This window comes from Mesorhizobium sp. M7A.F.Ca.CA.002.09.1.1 (assembly GCF_003998555.1).
Classification (GTDB): domain Bacteria; phylum Pseudomonadota; class Alphaproteobacteria; order Rhizobiales; family Rhizobiaceae; genus Mesorhizobium; species Mesorhizobium ciceri.
The window spans coordinates 1-15,048 of the sequence record NZ_RZRR01000032.1; the positions used below are offsets into that span (position 1 = coordinate 1).

10 protein-coding genes and 4 pseudogenes are annotated in these 15,048 nt (G+C 59.0%); 9 read left to right on the forward strand and 5 right to left on the reverse strand.

All coding sequences use genetic code 11. The annotated features are described in order from the left end of the window. From EN994_RS02950 to EN994_RS02980, 7 genes and pseudogenes are all read left to right on the forward strand, one after another. A partial coding sequence (locus EN994_RS02950) for a DMT family transporter (protein ID WP_164745799.1) occupies window positions 1–324 on the forward strand: 324 nt, incomplete at its 5' end. Further along, a complete protein-coding gene (locus EN994_RS02955; RefSeq protein WP_063169298.1) occupies window positions 321–2,303 on the forward strand; it encodes an argininosuccinate synthase-related protein in 1,983 nt (660 codons plus the stop codon). The genes EN994_RS02950 and EN994_RS02955, both read left to right, overlap by 4 nt. A gap of 221 nt (window positions 2,304–2,524) precedes the next feature. Then, window positions 2,525–2,752, forward strand: coding sequence for an aminotransferase class III-fold pyridoxal phosphate-dependent enzyme (locus EN994_RS36670; RefSeq protein WP_263485461.1), 228 nt, complete (start codon window positions 2,525–2,527; stop codon window positions 2,750–2,752). Continuing rightward, on the forward strand, window positions 2,713–2,961 hold the full coding sequence (locus EN994_RS36675; RefSeq protein ID WP_063169297.1) for an aminotransferase class III-fold pyridoxal phosphate-dependent enzyme: 249 nt from the start codon (window positions 2,713–2,715) through the stop codon (window positions 2,959–2,961). Before EN994_RS36670 ends, EN994_RS36675 begins: the two co-directional genes overlap by 40 nt. Window positions 2,962–3,269: 308 nt before the next feature. After that, window positions 3,270–3,504, forward strand: a pseudogene (locus EN994_RS02965) (aldehyde dehydrogenase family protein); the annotation flags it as partial. 68 nt (window positions 3,505–3,572) lie between these two features. Beyond that, window positions 3,573–4,228: pseudogene (locus tag EN994_RS02970) on the forward strand (IS630 family transposase); the annotation flags it as partial. A 905-nt stretch (window positions 4,229–5,133) separates the two neighbouring features. Beyond that, on the forward strand, window positions 5,134–5,334 hold the full coding sequence (locus EN994_RS02980) for a hypothetical protein (RefSeq protein ID WP_244514237.1): 201 nt from the start codon (window positions 5,134–5,136) through the stop codon (window positions 5,332–5,334). A gap of 307 nt (window positions 5,335–5,641) precedes the next feature. Here the strand turns inward: EN994_RS02980 and EN994_RS02985 are convergent, their stop codons facing one another. Then, on the reverse strand, window positions 5,642–6,340 hold the full coding sequence (locus EN994_RS02985; RefSeq protein WP_063169295.1) for an OmpW family protein: 699 nt from the start codon (window positions 6,338–6,340) through the stop codon (window positions 5,642–5,644). Between the two features lie 38 nt (window positions 6,341–6,378). Beyond that, complete coding sequence (locus EN994_RS02990; protein WP_082826571.1) at window positions 6,379–8,541, reverse strand: prolyl oligopeptidase family serine peptidase; 2,163 nt, start codon at window positions 8,539–8,541, stop codon at window positions 6,379–6,381. Window positions 8,542–8,758: 217 nt separating this feature from the next. Here EN994_RS02990 and EN994_RS02995 point away from each other — a divergent pair, with 217 nt between their 5' ends. Both EN994_RS02995 and EN994_RS03000 read left to right on the forward strand, forming a co-directional pair. Further along, the gene (locus EN994_RS02995; RefSeq protein ID WP_095769041.1) at window positions 8,759–9,019 is read left to right on the forward strand and encodes a hypothetical protein; all 261 of its coding nucleotides are present in this window, start codon (window positions 8,759–8,761) and stop codon (window positions 9,017–9,019) included. Window positions 9,020–9,112: 93 nt separating this feature from the next. Then, window positions 9,113–9,313, forward strand: a pseudogene (locus EN994_RS03000) (SMC-Scp complex subunit ScpB); the annotation flags it as partial. A 161-nt stretch (window positions 9,314–9,474) separates the two neighbouring features. On the opposite strand, the gene EN994_RS35275 reads toward EN994_RS03000, so the two are convergent. From EN994_RS35275 to EN994_RS03015, 3 genes and pseudogenes are all read right to left on the reverse strand, one after another. After that, complete coding sequence (locus EN994_RS35275; RefSeq protein WP_063169293.1) at window positions 9,475–9,711, reverse strand: hypothetical protein; 237 nt, start codon at window positions 9,709–9,711, stop codon at window positions 9,475–9,477. A 116-nt stretch (window positions 9,712–9,827) separates the two neighbouring features. After that, window positions 9,828–10,511, reverse strand: a pseudogene (locus EN994_RS35920) (integrase); the annotation flags it as partial. 243 nt (window positions 10,512–10,754) lie between these two features. Continuing rightward, window positions 10,755–14,288 carry an autotransporter domain-containing protein gene (locus EN994_RS03015; protein WP_082826570.1) on the reverse strand — a complete coding sequence of 1,178 codons (3,534 nt, stop codon included), beginning with the start codon at window positions 14,286–14,288 and terminating at the stop codon, window positions 10,755–10,757. Window positions 14,289–15,048: the final 760 nt, after the last annotated feature.

Consider the following 15,048-nt stretch of genomic DNA (forward strand, 5'->3'; position numbering starts at 1 on the left):
GTGGCAACACTTACTTTCGTTTTGGCCGTCGCTCAGTTCGGAATTTCAGGCCTTGTTGTGAGGGCCACCCTTCAGTTTTGGGGCGCTGTTGCCTTCCTTGCACTCTTCTGCACCCTCGCTGCATTCTACATTCAAAATGCCGCAGTGAGAAAATCCACACCGACACGGGTTGGCTTCTTGATGGGAACAGAACCTTTTTTTGGTTTCGTTCTAGCGCACCTTCTTCTGAATGAGCCTTTGACAGTACCGAGCTTGATAGGCGCAGGCCTCGTCCTCGCTGCGACGTTTGCTGGCATCTGGTTTGAGAGCAGGACATCCAAATGAACCCCATCTTGGCTTCCACCAAACCCGCCATCGGCGGCATTTCGAGTTTTGAAGATCTGGAGGCTTTTCCGGACCGAACCGCACCAGTTGCAACCATGTTCAGCGGCGGTCTCGACAGCACCTATCTTCTCTACAAGCTGCAAAGCCTTGGCTTTGCGAACATTGAAGCTGTCGCAGCGGATGTCGGAACGCGCATCGATCAGCCTTTGTTGGAACGGACGGCAGCCATGTTCGGCGCGCGCTTTGTCTGCCTCGAAGGGCGGGATGCCTTTGTCGAACAAGGCGTGAAATCAGCCATTCGAGCCCACGCCAAGTACCTTGGCATCTATCCGTTGAGCAGTTCGTTGAGCCGTCCCATAATCGCATCTTTGGTTGTTAATCATGCTAGGTCAATCAACTCACGGCTGGTTCTTCATACAGCAAACCTTTCTCAAAACAGTCTTCCGCGCCTTAACAATAGCATTAAGCGCTCAGGATTTTCCGGCAACTTCGGCAGTCCGTATGAATGCTCTGTGATATCCCGACAACAGAAGACCTCCGACCTGTCCAAGTGTGGAGCGACTTTTGTGGCGGACCGCACGTGGAGCGCGGACGAAAACCTCTGGTGTCGGGAATTCGAGTCGGGGCCTTTGGAAGATCCCGAGAACTTTTCCATCCCCGAGGAGGCATTTGCTTGGACGCGCCACATTCCCGCAGAGCAGCCGGTAGAGATCAAACTCGGGTTTGCAGACGGAAGTCTCGTGTCAATTGATGACCGTGATGTTGCATTGGTCGACGCAATCCCGTTCCTGAATAACACGGTCGGCAAATTCGGGCACGGCCGCTTTGTCGGGCTTGAACACATCACAACCGGCCAAAAGGTTCTCGAAGTCCGCGAGGCCCCTGCCGCGGCCATTATCTTCGACGCGCTGCGTCACCTCGAAACCGCTTCTCTTGACGTGGCATCAATCGTTTTGAAGCAAGGGCTTGAGCAAGCCTGGTCCCAAGAGGCGGTTTCAGGTGCATGGGGCAGTACTATTCACCAGATGTGCGAACGGGCCATTGCATCCGCCCTCGAGGGCGTTAGCGGGAGCGTCAGCTACATAGTCGATCACACACGCTTTTTACCTCGGTCGATCCGAGCCAGGACGCCGAGATACATTAGGGACCGCGACCTTTGGGAATACCAAGCCGCAACCCACATAGCGTTGTCCAAAGCGTTCCGTCCTCGCCAAGTCACCAAAAGGGAGACACCCGTGGAAAACAACGCACCCCAGGCGCCGGCCAACCTCAGTCAACAATGCACTGACGGTCTGGTGACAAATGGATGGTGGTTTTCAAAAGGCGAGCGCGCCGAAGCCTGCTTTGGCATCGAAATTGATGCAGCCTGGAAGAACTTTGCTGACCATTGGAATCGACTTCTTCTCGATGAATACATGCGTGACGGCGGAACATATCGTTACCGGCGCTATAGCGCTTTTGAATATGACGCGACTGACGGAATCTTTAGGCTCCTACCCCACGCCCCCTACGAACAATCAAAAAGTGTCAATCATCTGAATGGCGGCTTCAAGCGCCACTTCGAGCCCCTTGAAAACTCCTTTATAGACCATCCCGTCTTAGAAAAGATTCTGACAGGTTTCTGCAGAATTCTATGTGAAGCCGCCCGACATGATCGTTGGAATATCAAGATCCATCCCTACCGGATTGTCGCGCGCGATGGTGTAAATGGCAAACCGGCACCCGAGGGCCTTCACCAGGACGGGGTGGACTTCATTGCTTGCTATATGATTGGGCGGGTCAACGTCACCGGCGGCATGAGCATGATCACCGACGCCTCAAAGGAGTTCCTCGGCGAGGTCGAAATGAACTCCCCGAATGATTTTGTGATCTGCAACGACCGCGAAACCTTTCACGATGTATCGTCGATTGTGGCCGAAAACCTGAAAATGCCGTACGCTTATCGCGACGTCCTTGTGATCGCCTTCGAGAAATTATAACGCCCAGCGCGCCGAGAGCATTTTCAACAAGGTTCAATACTGCTTGGTATCCTCTCGGGTGTTCCTGGTGCGGGAACAATGCAGGATTAATTTCTTGCATCTAAACACCTAGATAGCAGTTTCGCCTCTCTGGTATGATGGTTTTTGGCCTCGCGGATCTCGCGTAATACGAATGACCGTGGACACCCCCGATCTTCGCAAGAAAGTGAGAAATTATCCTCATGCTGTCCGACGAGGTGGTCTGCGGCTTCGGAGGCACCGGGAACTGGTTTGGTAGCCAGACATTTGGGATGGAACCGGACATGCTCTCGATCGCCGGGGGGCTTTCATCCGGTCACCTGCCCATTGGCGGCGTCATTATCTCGACAAGATTTATCAATGCGCCGCTGACGAGGCCCACAAGGTCGGCGTGTTCGGTCACGGTTTCACCTACTCCGGTCATCCGGTGATAGCGGCCGTCGCCGCCGAGGCGATCAGGATCTACAGCGAGATCGATTTCGTGACCCAGGCGCGTCGTCTCGGCGATCACTTGCATGGAGCCCTCGCGGACGCGCTCGGCGACCATCCGCTTGTCGGTGAAGCCCGCGGCCGCGGCTTCATCGCGGGGGTTCAGATCGTCGAGGATCGTGCGCCCGTCGCGTCTTCGCGCCCGAGCTGAGGATCGGCGATGTCGAGCGGCGGTGCCGCGAGCACGGCGTCATGATCCGCAATATGGGAGAAGTGCTTGGAATCTGTCCGCCCTATATAATCACCGAAAGCGAGATCGACCCCTTGGTTGACGGCATTCGTTCTGCACTCGACGGCGCCGCTGCTGCGAATTCCCGGGTCGGTCGGGTGGCATGAGTTCCAGCATTAAGACCGACTGCTTCACTTCAGTGGATATTATCGAGCAAACGCTCACCCGAGGGGTGCACTTCATCCGTGTCCGGTACAAAACGTCACCCATGTCTCAGGTCGGGCACGCCGCTCGCCAACGACACCGAGTTCGGCCTCGCGGCCTACTTCTACACCGGCGATCTCGGTCGCGCCTTCCGCGTGATGGAAGGACTGAAGTACCGGCGTCAATGAAGGCCTGATCACCACGCCGGAGGTGCCGTTCCGCGGCGTCAAGGAATCGGGCCTCGGCAAGGAAGGCGGCCTCCAGGGCATCGTGGATTATCTCGACACCAAACATGTCTGCATCGGCGGTCTCGGCGTCTAGTGGTTCCCGCCTGACATAGGAGTCCAATCAGAGATTCCCTTTCTGGCCTGCGCGTGCGAGTCTGGCGCATGCGCACAGGAAGATCGTTCACCGTTTCGTCGGCCGATCGCGTCCGTCTGACGGCGCTGATCAGGGATCGCAACGCCCCGCAAAAGCATGTCTGGCGCGCCGAGATAGTGCTTTTGCCCGCCGACGGCGTCGGCACCGGCGAGGTCATGCGCCGCATCGGCAAGTCGAAGACCGACGTCTGGCGCTGGCAGGAGCGCTTTGCCGCGGAAGGCTGTGACGGGCTGCTGCGCGACAAGACGCGACAGTGGCGCATTCCGCCGCTCGGTCCCGATGTCGGCGAGCGCGTCGTGGCACTGACGCTTGCCGATCCGCCGGGCGAGAGGACCCACTGGACCGCCGACATGATGGCGCAAGCCGCCGCAATCAGCGCCAGCGCCGTCAGGCGCATCTGGAAGGCGCATGGTCTCGCACCCCACCGCTGGCGCCAGGTTCAAGCTCTCCAATGATCCGAAGTTCGTCGACAAGTTGCGCGCCGTCGTCGGCCTCTATCTCGATGCGCCGGCCCATGCCATCGTTCTGTCGGTCGATGAAAAGAGCCAGATCCGGCGCTCGACCGCACCCACCCGGCCTGCCGATGAAGAAGGGGCGGCTCGGTACGATGAGGCACGACTACAAGCGCAACGGCACCACCACCCTGTTCGCCGCCCTCAACGTCCACTATTGTCCCGTTGACGAGAATATCATCTTAGTTGCTTGTAAAAATTTGTTCTCCACTTCCGTCTCCATCGTATCTCAGTCAACGCGATGGAGCAGGAAATGACTACAAACATTGTGAAACTGGAAGAAGGCAGGGCAATCGGCTCTAATCGTGACGTGCCGCTGTCAGATCATGAGGCGGAAGCCCTAGGGCATCTTGCGGTGGCGCTGAGTGGCATTTCGACGACCATTCGGTCCGCCGCCTACAAACACGCGCTAAACTCTAGTCACGCGATGAAGCCCCTAAAGGAGACGGAGGACGCGCTTACCGACTACGACGCCTTGGCGAGGGCGGCGGGCCGAAAGCAGCCGAAAGCGGCGGAGGAGGACGACAGGAAGGGGGACGCCCTAGCGAGAGAGGCCGCCGCACAGGTCAGCAGGGTCGATCAGACCCGATCTTCCCGCTGGAGCAGACCGCGAAGGGTACCGGTGGCATCAACGGACTACGTTCGGCAGGTGGTCATGGCAGATAGTCAGCTTGGAGCAGTGTCGGCACTGGTAAACGCGCGGCGAGTGGCTCCAGAACGCTTCCATGCTTCTGTTCCCAGTGTAGATAATAATCCGGATGCTCCGCTTCTGACCTCTTTTTCGGACTATCTGAGCAGGGTGTGCGGACTGGAGTCAAAGTCCCGCGAAGGCGTTCTCCTGGGCAGCCGCCGCTTTCTGGATTGGTTCCATCACCACCATTCCCGGCCAAGCCCTCGGCGCGTTGACGGCTGAGCATGTCCTTGCCGCTGTCGAACATCGGCTGTCACTATCGGCGACCTCCGGTACCCGCACCGGCAGCAACTTCTCACATCGTATTGGGCTGGCCACCACGACCAGAATCTCGCGCGCGTCGTCCCCAGGACGCCCCACTGGCGTTTGGCTCATCTAACCCTCGAACTCGGCTACGGCCCGTCGACGGTCTTCTTCACATGGGTCGGATTCGACGAAATGGACGAGGTCACAGGCGACGGCCATGCTGAACTGCTCGACGACGGCTCCATCGACATCACCTTCTATCACAACGGCGACGAGGCAATCCTCAAGGCCAAACGGGACACTTCTTCAACGGCCTGCTAGGAGATCCGTGTTCGCCTTGCGCTGACAAAGAAGCTCACACATGACGTCCGGGAGACGATGCTGGCAAATGGTCTGGCTGAAGCATTCCACCCACAATACCAAAGCCCGTCCCGATCCAAAGCGCTTCTAAGCACTCCACCTCAGGCGCAAGGCCGGTTGGCCAGTGCATCTTCTTGGTCCGCCGGAAGAGAACCCCGCCCGACAATAGCTTCATGAGGTCTTGCGCTGCAGTGTCGACCGTAAAAAAGGGCGCGCGAGGCGCCCTTCATTTAAACCGGCAGTCGGGAAGCAGACTTCACTCTGATATTCAAAAGCGGTAGGTGACACCTGCGCCTATCAGCCAGGGATCGAGCTCCGCCTTCCCCGTCAGCTTCGCGCCGGTCACCGTGACGTCGAAGTCCGGCTTCAGGAAAAGCTTCTTCACGTCGAAGTTGAGGCCCCAGTGCTGGTCCACCATGTAGTCGAATCCGACCTGCAGCGCCGTGCCGAACGTGTTCTTCACCTTGAGAGCATCAGCGCTGCCAGTGTCCTGGTTGTAGAAGATCGTGTAGTTCACGCCGGCGCCGACATAAGGCTTGAACGCGCCGAGATCGGTAAAATGGTACTGCAACGTGAGTGTCGGCGGCAGCAGCCAAACTTTGCCGATGTTGCCCAACCCTCCGATCGTCCCTTGGCCCGCGATGTTGGCATAAGTGGTACCGAGTATGAGTTCGGCGGCGATGTTGTCGGTGAAGAAATACGAGATATCGAGTTCCGGCGTCACCGTGTCCGAATACGAAAGACCGGAGCCGGGAAGCGTATCAACGTAGCCCAGATCTTTCGTAACGACGCCCAACGCCCGCAGGCGGACCTGCCAAGGGATTGGCGCTTCGGTGACCGAGGCTCCCGTCTCCGCCAGGACGGTCTCTGCTTGCGCAGGCTCCGCGGCGACGGCCTGCTGTCCCACCATGATCAGGGCCACCGCCGCTGCTGTTGCCCGCGCTACGCCCATTCGCGTTCTCGCCATGAGATTCACTCCTTGATGTTCAGAAAGGATGCACTGCACTATTTCGTCTCCTGCTCGAATGAATTGTTGATGGACCTCAAATGCCCCTCTTGCGTTGCAACGCGTTCCGCCGTCTCCGGAGGGTGATCGTTGAAGCCGATTGCGCTGCGGAGAAAATTGGTGCCTAGACTGATGAATGCGGCTTGCTCCCGATTGTCCTCGCCGCAGCCGTGCCCGCCTGCGCTGGCCTCGTAGAAGTAAGCGGGATAGCCAAGAGCCTGCAGTTTTGCGGCCATCTTGCGCGCATGGCCCGGATGGACGCGGTCGTCGCGTTTCGTGGTGGCGATCAGGATAGGCGGATAGGGCTGTCCCGGCGCTGCGGCGTGATAGGCGGAGATTTCCTTCAGGAAAGCCCAATCGTGAACCTTGTCCGGATCGCCATATTCGTCGATCCAGCTCGCGCCCGCCAAGAGCTTGGTGTAGCGACGCATGTCGATAAGCGGTGCTGTGCAGAACAGAGCCCCGAAATGCTCAGGATAGCGGGTCAGCATGTTTGCGATCAGCAGGCCGCCATTTGAGCCACCCTCGGCGGCAATCCGCCTCGGCAGGGTGATGCCCCTTCGCACGAGGTCGGAGGCAACGGCGGCGAAATCGTCGTGGGCGAGACGCTTGCCCTCCCTGCGCCCGGCTTCGTGCCAGCGGGTGCCGAACTCGCCGCCGCCGCGGATGTTCGCCTCGACACACGTGCCACCGCGCTCGAGCCACAGCTTGCCCAGCGGGGAGTTGTAGTAGGGAAGGAATGATACGCCGAACCCGCCATAAGCGGAAAGGTGAATCGGAGCATCTCCGTTCCCGTTCGCCGGACCAACCTGCGTATAGGGGATCAGCTCATGATCGATAGAGACTGCCTCGTGGCGCGTGACCACCAGTCCGGATGCATCGAAATTCTCCGGGCTGCGCTTCAGGATTGCTGAAGCGCTGAGAGACGGCGCGGCATTCAGATCGAACAGCAAGAGCTGCGGCGGCGTGATCGGATCCTGAGCACAGATCAGGACCTCTCCATTGGTCTCGTGAACTGCCGCATCGAATGACCAGACGTCGACAGTACCTTCGGCGGGCAGGGTGTTCAGGACTCGGCGCGTCCATTCCTGGTGGCCGGGAGTGAACATCTCGAAACGCGGTGCGAGATTGACGAGGTAAGAGATAATGAGCTTCCCGTCATTCCAGAAGAATGACTGCATGGAGCGCCTTTCCCCTGGTTGAAACAGGGTCTCAAAACGGCGTCCGCCGGCGAGGAAAGTGGAAAGCGAGATGACGATCAGCGCGTCGGCGGGATGGGTGGTGCCTCCCACCGTCCAGGGCTTGCGCGGCCTTACCGCCAGCCAGTCGCCGAAGACCCGCCACGACGCGTCGCGAGGAAGATCGATCTGCCTCCTCGGCCCGCTCCTATCGCCGATCCAGCTGATCTTCTCGAAGAAGGCCGGCTGCTCGATGAACCAAAGGCGCTCGCTGCGGCCGGTGCGGTCCGAATGACCAGACACTTGGAAGCTTTCGAACCCGGCCTCGAAGATTGCCGGCGTGGTGAGGGGATCCGCGTCACGCTTCCACAGTCGAACTGTGCGCGCATAGCCGGAGCGGGTGGCCATGCCATTACCAAGCGCACTGGAAAGCAGAAGCGTGTCAGGGTCCAGCCAATTAACGTAGCCTTTGGCCTCGGGGAGGTTGAAGCCGTCGGCGACAAAGCTCAGAGAAATCAGGTCGAATTCGCGATGCACGACCGCGTCGCTGCCGCCGCGCGACAGGCGCAGAACGGCTCTTTCCCGTCTCTCCGGCTCGATGGACGCGCCGTCCCAGATCCAGTCCTCTCCGTCGCTAGCCGCGAGAGCATCCAGATCGAGCAGTAGCTCCCATTGGGGATCCGCCTTCATGTAGGCGGCAAGGGTGGTCCGGCGCCACAGTCCGCGTGGATTACCGTCATCTCGCCAGTAATTGTAGAGGTACTGACTACGGCGCGCGATCAGGGGAAGATTGTCGCGATTGTCGAAAATGGCTGTCAGAGCCGCGCGGTCGCGCTCGAACTGCGTTCCACCGAAGTGCTTCAGAGTCCTTGCCGATTGGCCGGCGGCCCAGGCAAGTGCCCGCTCGCCCTCTACATCTTCAAGCCAGACATAGGGATCGTCGTCGGGAGCATCAAGCGTTGGACGGACATCAAATGCGTTCATGTCCGGACAGCCTTCAGAAAGAAGGGATAGAGGCTTCCGTCGGCTCGGGAACGCTCAGTGTCGGTAGCGGCGCCCACATGTTCGAAAAGCGTGATCATTGATGAGTTCTTCCAGTCGGTGCGGCATCGCAGTGCTTTTGCGCATAGGGCCGCAACCTTCGTGCCAACTGGGAAAATCGTTTCGGAACAATGCGATCGCTCTGGAAGCGTTGTGTCACATGTCCGACATCGTCGAGAATCCGACAACGAGTGCTCCTCCTAATCACCGGATCAACCTCCGGCGCCAGTCGTGGACACTGTGCAGAACTCGAGAAGTGAAGCTCATTGGAGTGAACCTGGTTGACGCCCAACATCTTCGCTCTGGAGCGCTTCACGCACACGGATTCATGGCAGACACCATGATGCGATCGATGCTGTTAGAGACCAAGCTGGCTGCGCCTGTGAGTTTCAGCCGCCAGCTGGAAGCAGCGGAGTTCTGAGGAGAAGGGTGGGGGGCCCAAGCCCTGCCGCAATCTTGGCCTGCACCGTCCCCTTGATTGTTGTGGGTCAACGTCTGCCTGCCCGCTGAATTTGGCACGCCTTACACCTACGTCACGACCAAGACCTTCCTGTTGCACTTCGGCCTCGACACACTGCGGGATTTGCCCGATTTCGAGGCGATTGAGGTTGCCGCGCTGCTCAGCAAGGAGAAGCTGCTGGCGGGCGATACTCCCATCGGGCTGGTGAGTGGTGGAGGAGGTGAGGAGCGACACTCCAAGGCCAGGACGGGCTAGCGCAGCAGATACATGGAAGTAATCGCTTGATATGAGCGGTTGAGAGTCGAATCAGGGAACTATGCGATCACTATCGATAAGAGGTGGCAATATCGATCGTGATTGTATCGGGCCACTCTACGGCGAAGGAGGCGGCAACTTGTGTCTCCGACCCGAAACGATTACCTTGCGGCCATTATGAGCAAGCATTTGGCATCCGTCTTGACGACGTGAACGCGCCCTGCAGCGTACAGCTGGACGACGCGGCGCTGGCCGATTGCTTTGCGGATCTCGATTTGGCCAAGCAGCATCCCGCTCATGTCAGCGCCTTTCTCGGCGAGGTCCCTCTCGCCCAGCAAGTCGAGTTCGCAACCGCGCACCACATTCGCGGTCGACGAGATGAAGGCTTTTGCCGCCAAGTTCTCTGCCTGGTCCGGCGAAAGCTATCCGCTCGCCGCATAATGGCTGGACATGATAGCCGACGCCCGTCCCGAATGGCGGCGGCTTTTTCGTATTATATCGACCTGATCGACAAGATGCGGCGGAACAGGGGTCCACGTGCGATGCGGCCAAAGCGGATCCAGCTCTCGAGCGCGACTACGGGGTAGGTGTGGTCGCTGGAGCCGCGGCCGACCTCGACCTCGCGCCAGCCGGTCTTGCCGCGCAGGGTGACCAGCAGCCCTTGCCGTCAAAAATCTCGATCCAGCTGGCGCCATCGCTGTTGTCGTCGCGCATGACGTCGAGACCGACGATCTCGGAGCGCCGCAGGCCGCCGCCACAGCCCAGGAGCAAAATAGCGCGGTCGCGCAGGCCCTGAGGTCGTGGCCGAGCGTGGCGATCATCGCCAGCAGATCGTCGCCAGGACCGCCTCTTTCTGCCGCGGTGGCTTTGCGTGCTTGCGGCGAATGCCGGCAAGAACCTTATAGATATGCCGCTCCGCGCGGTCCAACGGCCGGCCGCGCTGGGTAAAGTTCCAGGCGAGGCCGGAAAGCCGCCGCTCGATGGTCGCAAACTAAAGGGCAGGGGCGCCACGCTTCGGATCGCCGGCGGCGGTGCCCGAGGCACAGGCGCTGATATTGAGCCTGATCACCTTCGAGCCCGGAGGCAGGGGATCGAAGCCAGCGCGCCGGCACCAGGAGGAAAAATGCCGCCAATCCTTGGGGTAGGCGTCGCGCGTGTTCTCCGAGGTGGCGTTGTAGCCCCTCGCGGTCTCGACCAGTTCCTGGACATGCGCCGGGACTCTTTGAGCCGGGTCTCCATCTCCTTGTAGAGCTTGTCAAGCTCGCCATCGACTGGCTTCAGGTCGTCGATTGAACATTGCGTCATCATAGGCTTTGTGCCTTGTTGTAGCAGGCATCGTCCGTTCGCGCGGCGGACACAGACATCACCGTCGCTGAGCCGAGAACGACGGTAAAAGAAAATGCACTCACTGACTTCATAACCAATCTCTTTTGCGGGTGATTTAGAAACGGACGCCGAGCTTGGCGCTGAACCCGTGTGTCTGGGCATCCGAGGCGATCTGTCCCTGATAGGCGATGCCGAACGTCGCGTTCTCGGTGATGTTTACGTCAAGCCCAGCTTCGAGCAGAGCTGCGTTCTTTGCGATCGGCACGCCCTTGATGGCGAAGGAGGAACCGCCAGCAAAGGCAAGAGCGGTATCCGGCCTGACGTCGCCGAAGGCGTGGCGCCAGCCAAGACCGCCGCGCGCGGTAGCAGTCACGGTGCCGAGGGTCAGTACCGTCGACGCACGCAGACCTAGCGTGGTAAACGCCGTGTCGCTCGAGCGATCCCCGCTCGACAAGGCGGCTGCGCCGCCATTCTCGGTGAAGCCATCGGCGTCAAAATTCACATAAGCGAGATTAGCGTAGGGCTCGAAGGAAGCCGAAGCCGTATTGATACGGTAGCCGAGCTCGCCAAAGGCCTGGAACGTGCCGGCGTCGTAATCGGCCGAAAGGCTGTCGGCGAAGCCTGGAAAGACCACGGACCTGCCGGTCTCGATGCTGTGCCAGGTATAGGCAAGGCCGGAACGAAAACCGAGATTGCCGTTCTGCGTGCCGGCAAAAAGACCGAGATGGTAATTCTCGCTCGAGCCCGACGACGCGCGATCGTCCGCCTCCAAGGAGGTATGGCTGTAGCCGCTGATGAGGCCGAGCCGCCAGCTTTCGCCGACAGCCGCGTCACCGCCAGCCAGAAAGCCGCCTGTCGAGTGATCGAGACCGGCGGCATTGCCGTCGCTGTCGAGATGACCCCAGGCGCCGAAGCCACGGCCCCATACGGCGAAATTCTCACTCGTTGCCGGGGCCAGTTCCAGACCACCCAGCCCATAAGTCATCACCGGAACGCTGGAGGCACCGACGCCGTCGAACGCCGCACGGATCCGTTCGCTCGCGGCATCGCGTACAGAATGACTGTCCTCGATGAGGCCGCTATGAATGGAAGCATGAACCTCGCCTGATAGCATATCGAAAGCGTTGCGGGCTTCCGGCGCCGTCAGGAACAGGATGTTGTCCTGGATCGGATTACCGCTTCCAAGCGCCTGAGCCGCTGCGGCGACCGAGCGTTGATTGAAGGTGCTGGCTACATCGGCAAACGCCGTCGATGTGCGGCTGATATCGAGATAGACATTGTTGGCATCGTAGACGAGCTGGAAATCGACGAAGGGCGTCGCGTCTGTCGCCAGAGCCCCCGTCAGCCCGCCATAGGTGCCGCTTACGCCGCCTGCTGCGGAGAGCAGAGTATATCGGGCATCGACCGATAGCGTTCCCTGCCGCAGCAGCTCGATCTGCGCGCCGCTGTCGATCGCCGCTGCTCCGCCAACATCGATGAGATCGGACGACCTTGCGAGGTCGACCTGATAGATCGATCCGGACTGCTGCGCGAAATCGCCCGTGACAGTCAGTGTGGTGACGATCCTGCTCGGATCGGTCGCACTGCCAGGAGCGACCGTGCCGCCCTCGGAAATGGTGACCGCACCGTAGGTGCCGCCGCCTGCGACGACACCGCCGCTGTTTGCGATAGCCGTGCCCCCGATCTGCCCGTCATTCCCGAGAAAGCCGGACGTGGTCGCATCATGGGAAAGCACACCTGTATCGGCAAGCAGCAATCCCGCGCCGGAACCGACCGTCGTCATGCCGGAAAAATTGTTCTTTCCGCTCAGCGTTTGCACGCCACCGGCAACGAATAGTTTGCCGCCCATATTATTGTTATCAACGTCGAGGTCGTTGATGCTGCCGGCGAACGTGTCGTTCGAATCCGTTAGCACCAGGGTACGCTTGCCCAGTTCGACCGTTCCGCTGCCACTCAGGCTACGAATACGGGCATCGTTGTAGGCGTCGGAGATTCCCCAATAGTCGCTGCCATTTCCATGTTCGGAGATATCGAACGTGCCGTCTGCAACGACTTTCGCTGACCGTTGGATGTTGCCGAGCCCCGCAAGCGAGAGATAGGCATCCTGAGCAATATTCGTCTCGCCGGTGTAGGTGTTGACATTCGTCATCCGGACCACCGTCTTTGTATCAAGCGTCAGCGATCCGGAGCCGGAGACGACACCCGCTATGCCGAACCCGCCCTCATTCCCCATGCTCGTCGTGATCCTGCTCAGACCGGTCCCTTCGGGTGCGGATGAATCGGTAGAGAAGTTGCTGGCAGTGACGAAATGTGACGTATAAGCGGTATACTTCTTCTCCAGATCGAAAATGACCGATCTGTTTTTGAAGAAGTCAAGACCGGCAACAAAACTGGTCTGGTCATTGGGTTGTTCCGTCGTGCCGCTGGTGTAGGTGAAGTCGATATTGTCCAGCCTTACCGGATCGCCATCCGTTCCTGCGATTGTAACGCTCGGGATGTTGCCCGATGCGCTTACGATCTCGCGTTGCTCATTTCTCCGAACATTTTTAAGTTTGACGCCCGCATCCTGAAATTGCTTCAGCATCGCATCACTGATCTCCAGACTGCCACCGCCCGGTGTGCCGGTGTCGAGCAATACCGCGGTCTTGTTGGGGTCGGTGATTGGTGGGGCTCCATCCTTAACCGTGTACTGCAGATTGTAGCTGCCTTCGTATTCGGTCGAGGCATTGGCGCCAGAGCCAGGAAAATTCTGATAAGAATCCTGATCTTTTTCCTCGGGTTCTCCCCATGGCATGGCATTAGTATATTGGGCCCGGAGGCTTGGATTGAGGTTGACAATCGTGCAGGGGGAACAGCCAGGCGTTTGGTCGCTCTCGGAATCCGGATTCACATTGGCGGAGACCACGTAGCCAGACCTGGTGACACTGCCCATCATGCCCCAGACACTTGTCTTGCCAAGAAAATCGCCGGCCCCGAATGTACCTGCGAAATCGCCGCCTTCGTCTGCCATCTTGCCAGCGGTCATTTTCGCCCGCTGCTCCTTATCGGCGTGATAAGGTTCTTGGAGATCCTGACCATACATATCTTTAAGTCCATCCGTCACGGATCCCGGCGTGCACTTAAGATTGTTGTCCTTGCAATACGCATGGGTATAGACAAAATCGAGAATGCGAGCAGCCCGGTATTTCTTATCGCTTACAGACGGCCCGTCGATTGTTATCTTTTGATCTGGATCGACATATGTAAATTTATCAATTTCCACGTTCTGAAGCTTATTACCATACGTTCCGTCCCCGTACGTATATACGTAAGGCGTGTCGGCAATCGGGCGGACCCCGGTCACCTCTGACCCGATCTGCGTGTTGAGCTGGTCCGAGCCCGTGTCGAATACGTATCGCTGCGCGTTGCCATTGTTGATCTTGGCCCAGATGCCCAGGCGGTCATGGCCTTCCCCGACATACTCCAGCGGGATCGAAATCGGGTCGTCGGCCAACGCTTCTCCAGTTGGAAATGCTACCAGACCCACCCCGAGAGACACAGCCGGCAGGAATACCGTCGTCATCGCGGTGGTTGCCGCCAGAAAGTTCTTTGTCCTGAAACAAGCCTGCATACCTGGTCCTCGAAAAAGTCTCGCAAACTGATTGTTCATTGGAACGGCCTCCTGAATTGTTTAACGAGACCCTTTATGGCGGCCCTGGCTGACAACAGCCTGAAAGCTGCAAGCGGCCTGCGAGAATGGGGCGATCCTGAATGACGACAGGTGCTGTCAACAATGGATGAGTGCTCGGCCTGAAAGCTGAGCACGCTTTATGCTCAGGCTGCTGACAAGGCCAAAGCAGCGTAAGTGCGGAGTGAAATCCAAGGTCCACATGGGTCGTCGCGCTTCCCGTGCGCCTGGGAAGGCGCCGGCCCGGCCAAGCTTTCCCAGATCGTCCGGATGGCGCACAAGATACCGGTTCAGGTCGATCGAGATGGAGGCCGAGGCGTATGCCAAGGCGGTCGACTGCCTGACGAAAGATCAGAATGCGTCGCTGGCGCTCTACGATTTCCGCCGGCAGCGAGCTCAGCTCCTGCCGGGCATCCGTGTTTACTGGCGACGAGACACAAGATGTGCCCAAATTGCCACCAGACCGTCACCTGCGATGAGTTTCGGCAACTGATTTTGTCCTTTCAATCGTCGCCACTTCCTGGCCGCGGCCAACATGGGCCACTCGAAGGCAGCAGACTGGCGGCTATATGGACGGGCTGTGAGCCCGCACCGGAGACATTGGCGAAATCTACGATCTCTATAGCAACGTCAAGGAGAAGCGCGAGGTGTTGCAGATGTGGTCAAATCACATCGAATGGCTGATCAAGCAGGCTGCGGATGACGCTCTGGCGGCGTAGCTGCTGGCATGGGCGGAAGATGC

Coding starts and splice junctions, on each gene's coding strand:
- EN994_RS02995 (WP_095769041.1), top strand. CDS start 8,759: ATGTCCGACATCGTCGAGAATCCGACAACGAGTGCTCCTCCTAATCAC.
- EN994_RS02985 (WP_063169295.1), bottom strand. CDS start 6,340: ATGGCGAGAACGCGAATGGGCGTAGCGCGGGCAACAGCAGCGGCGGTG.
- EN994_RS02990 (WP_082826571.1), bottom strand. CDS start 8,541: ATGAACGCATTTGATGTCCGTCCAACGCTTGATGCTCCCGACGACGAT.
- EN994_RS36670 (WP_263485461.1), top strand. CDS start 2,525: ATGCTGTCCGACGAGGTGGTCTGCGGCTTCGGAGGCACCGGGAACTGG.
- EN994_RS02955 (WP_063169298.1), top strand. CDS start 321: ATGAACCCCATCTTGGCTTCCACCAAACCCGCCATCGGCGGCATTTCG.
- EN994_RS03015 (WP_082826570.1), bottom strand. CDS start 14,288: ATGAACAATCAGTTTGCGAGACTTTTTCGAGGACCAGGTATGCAGGCT.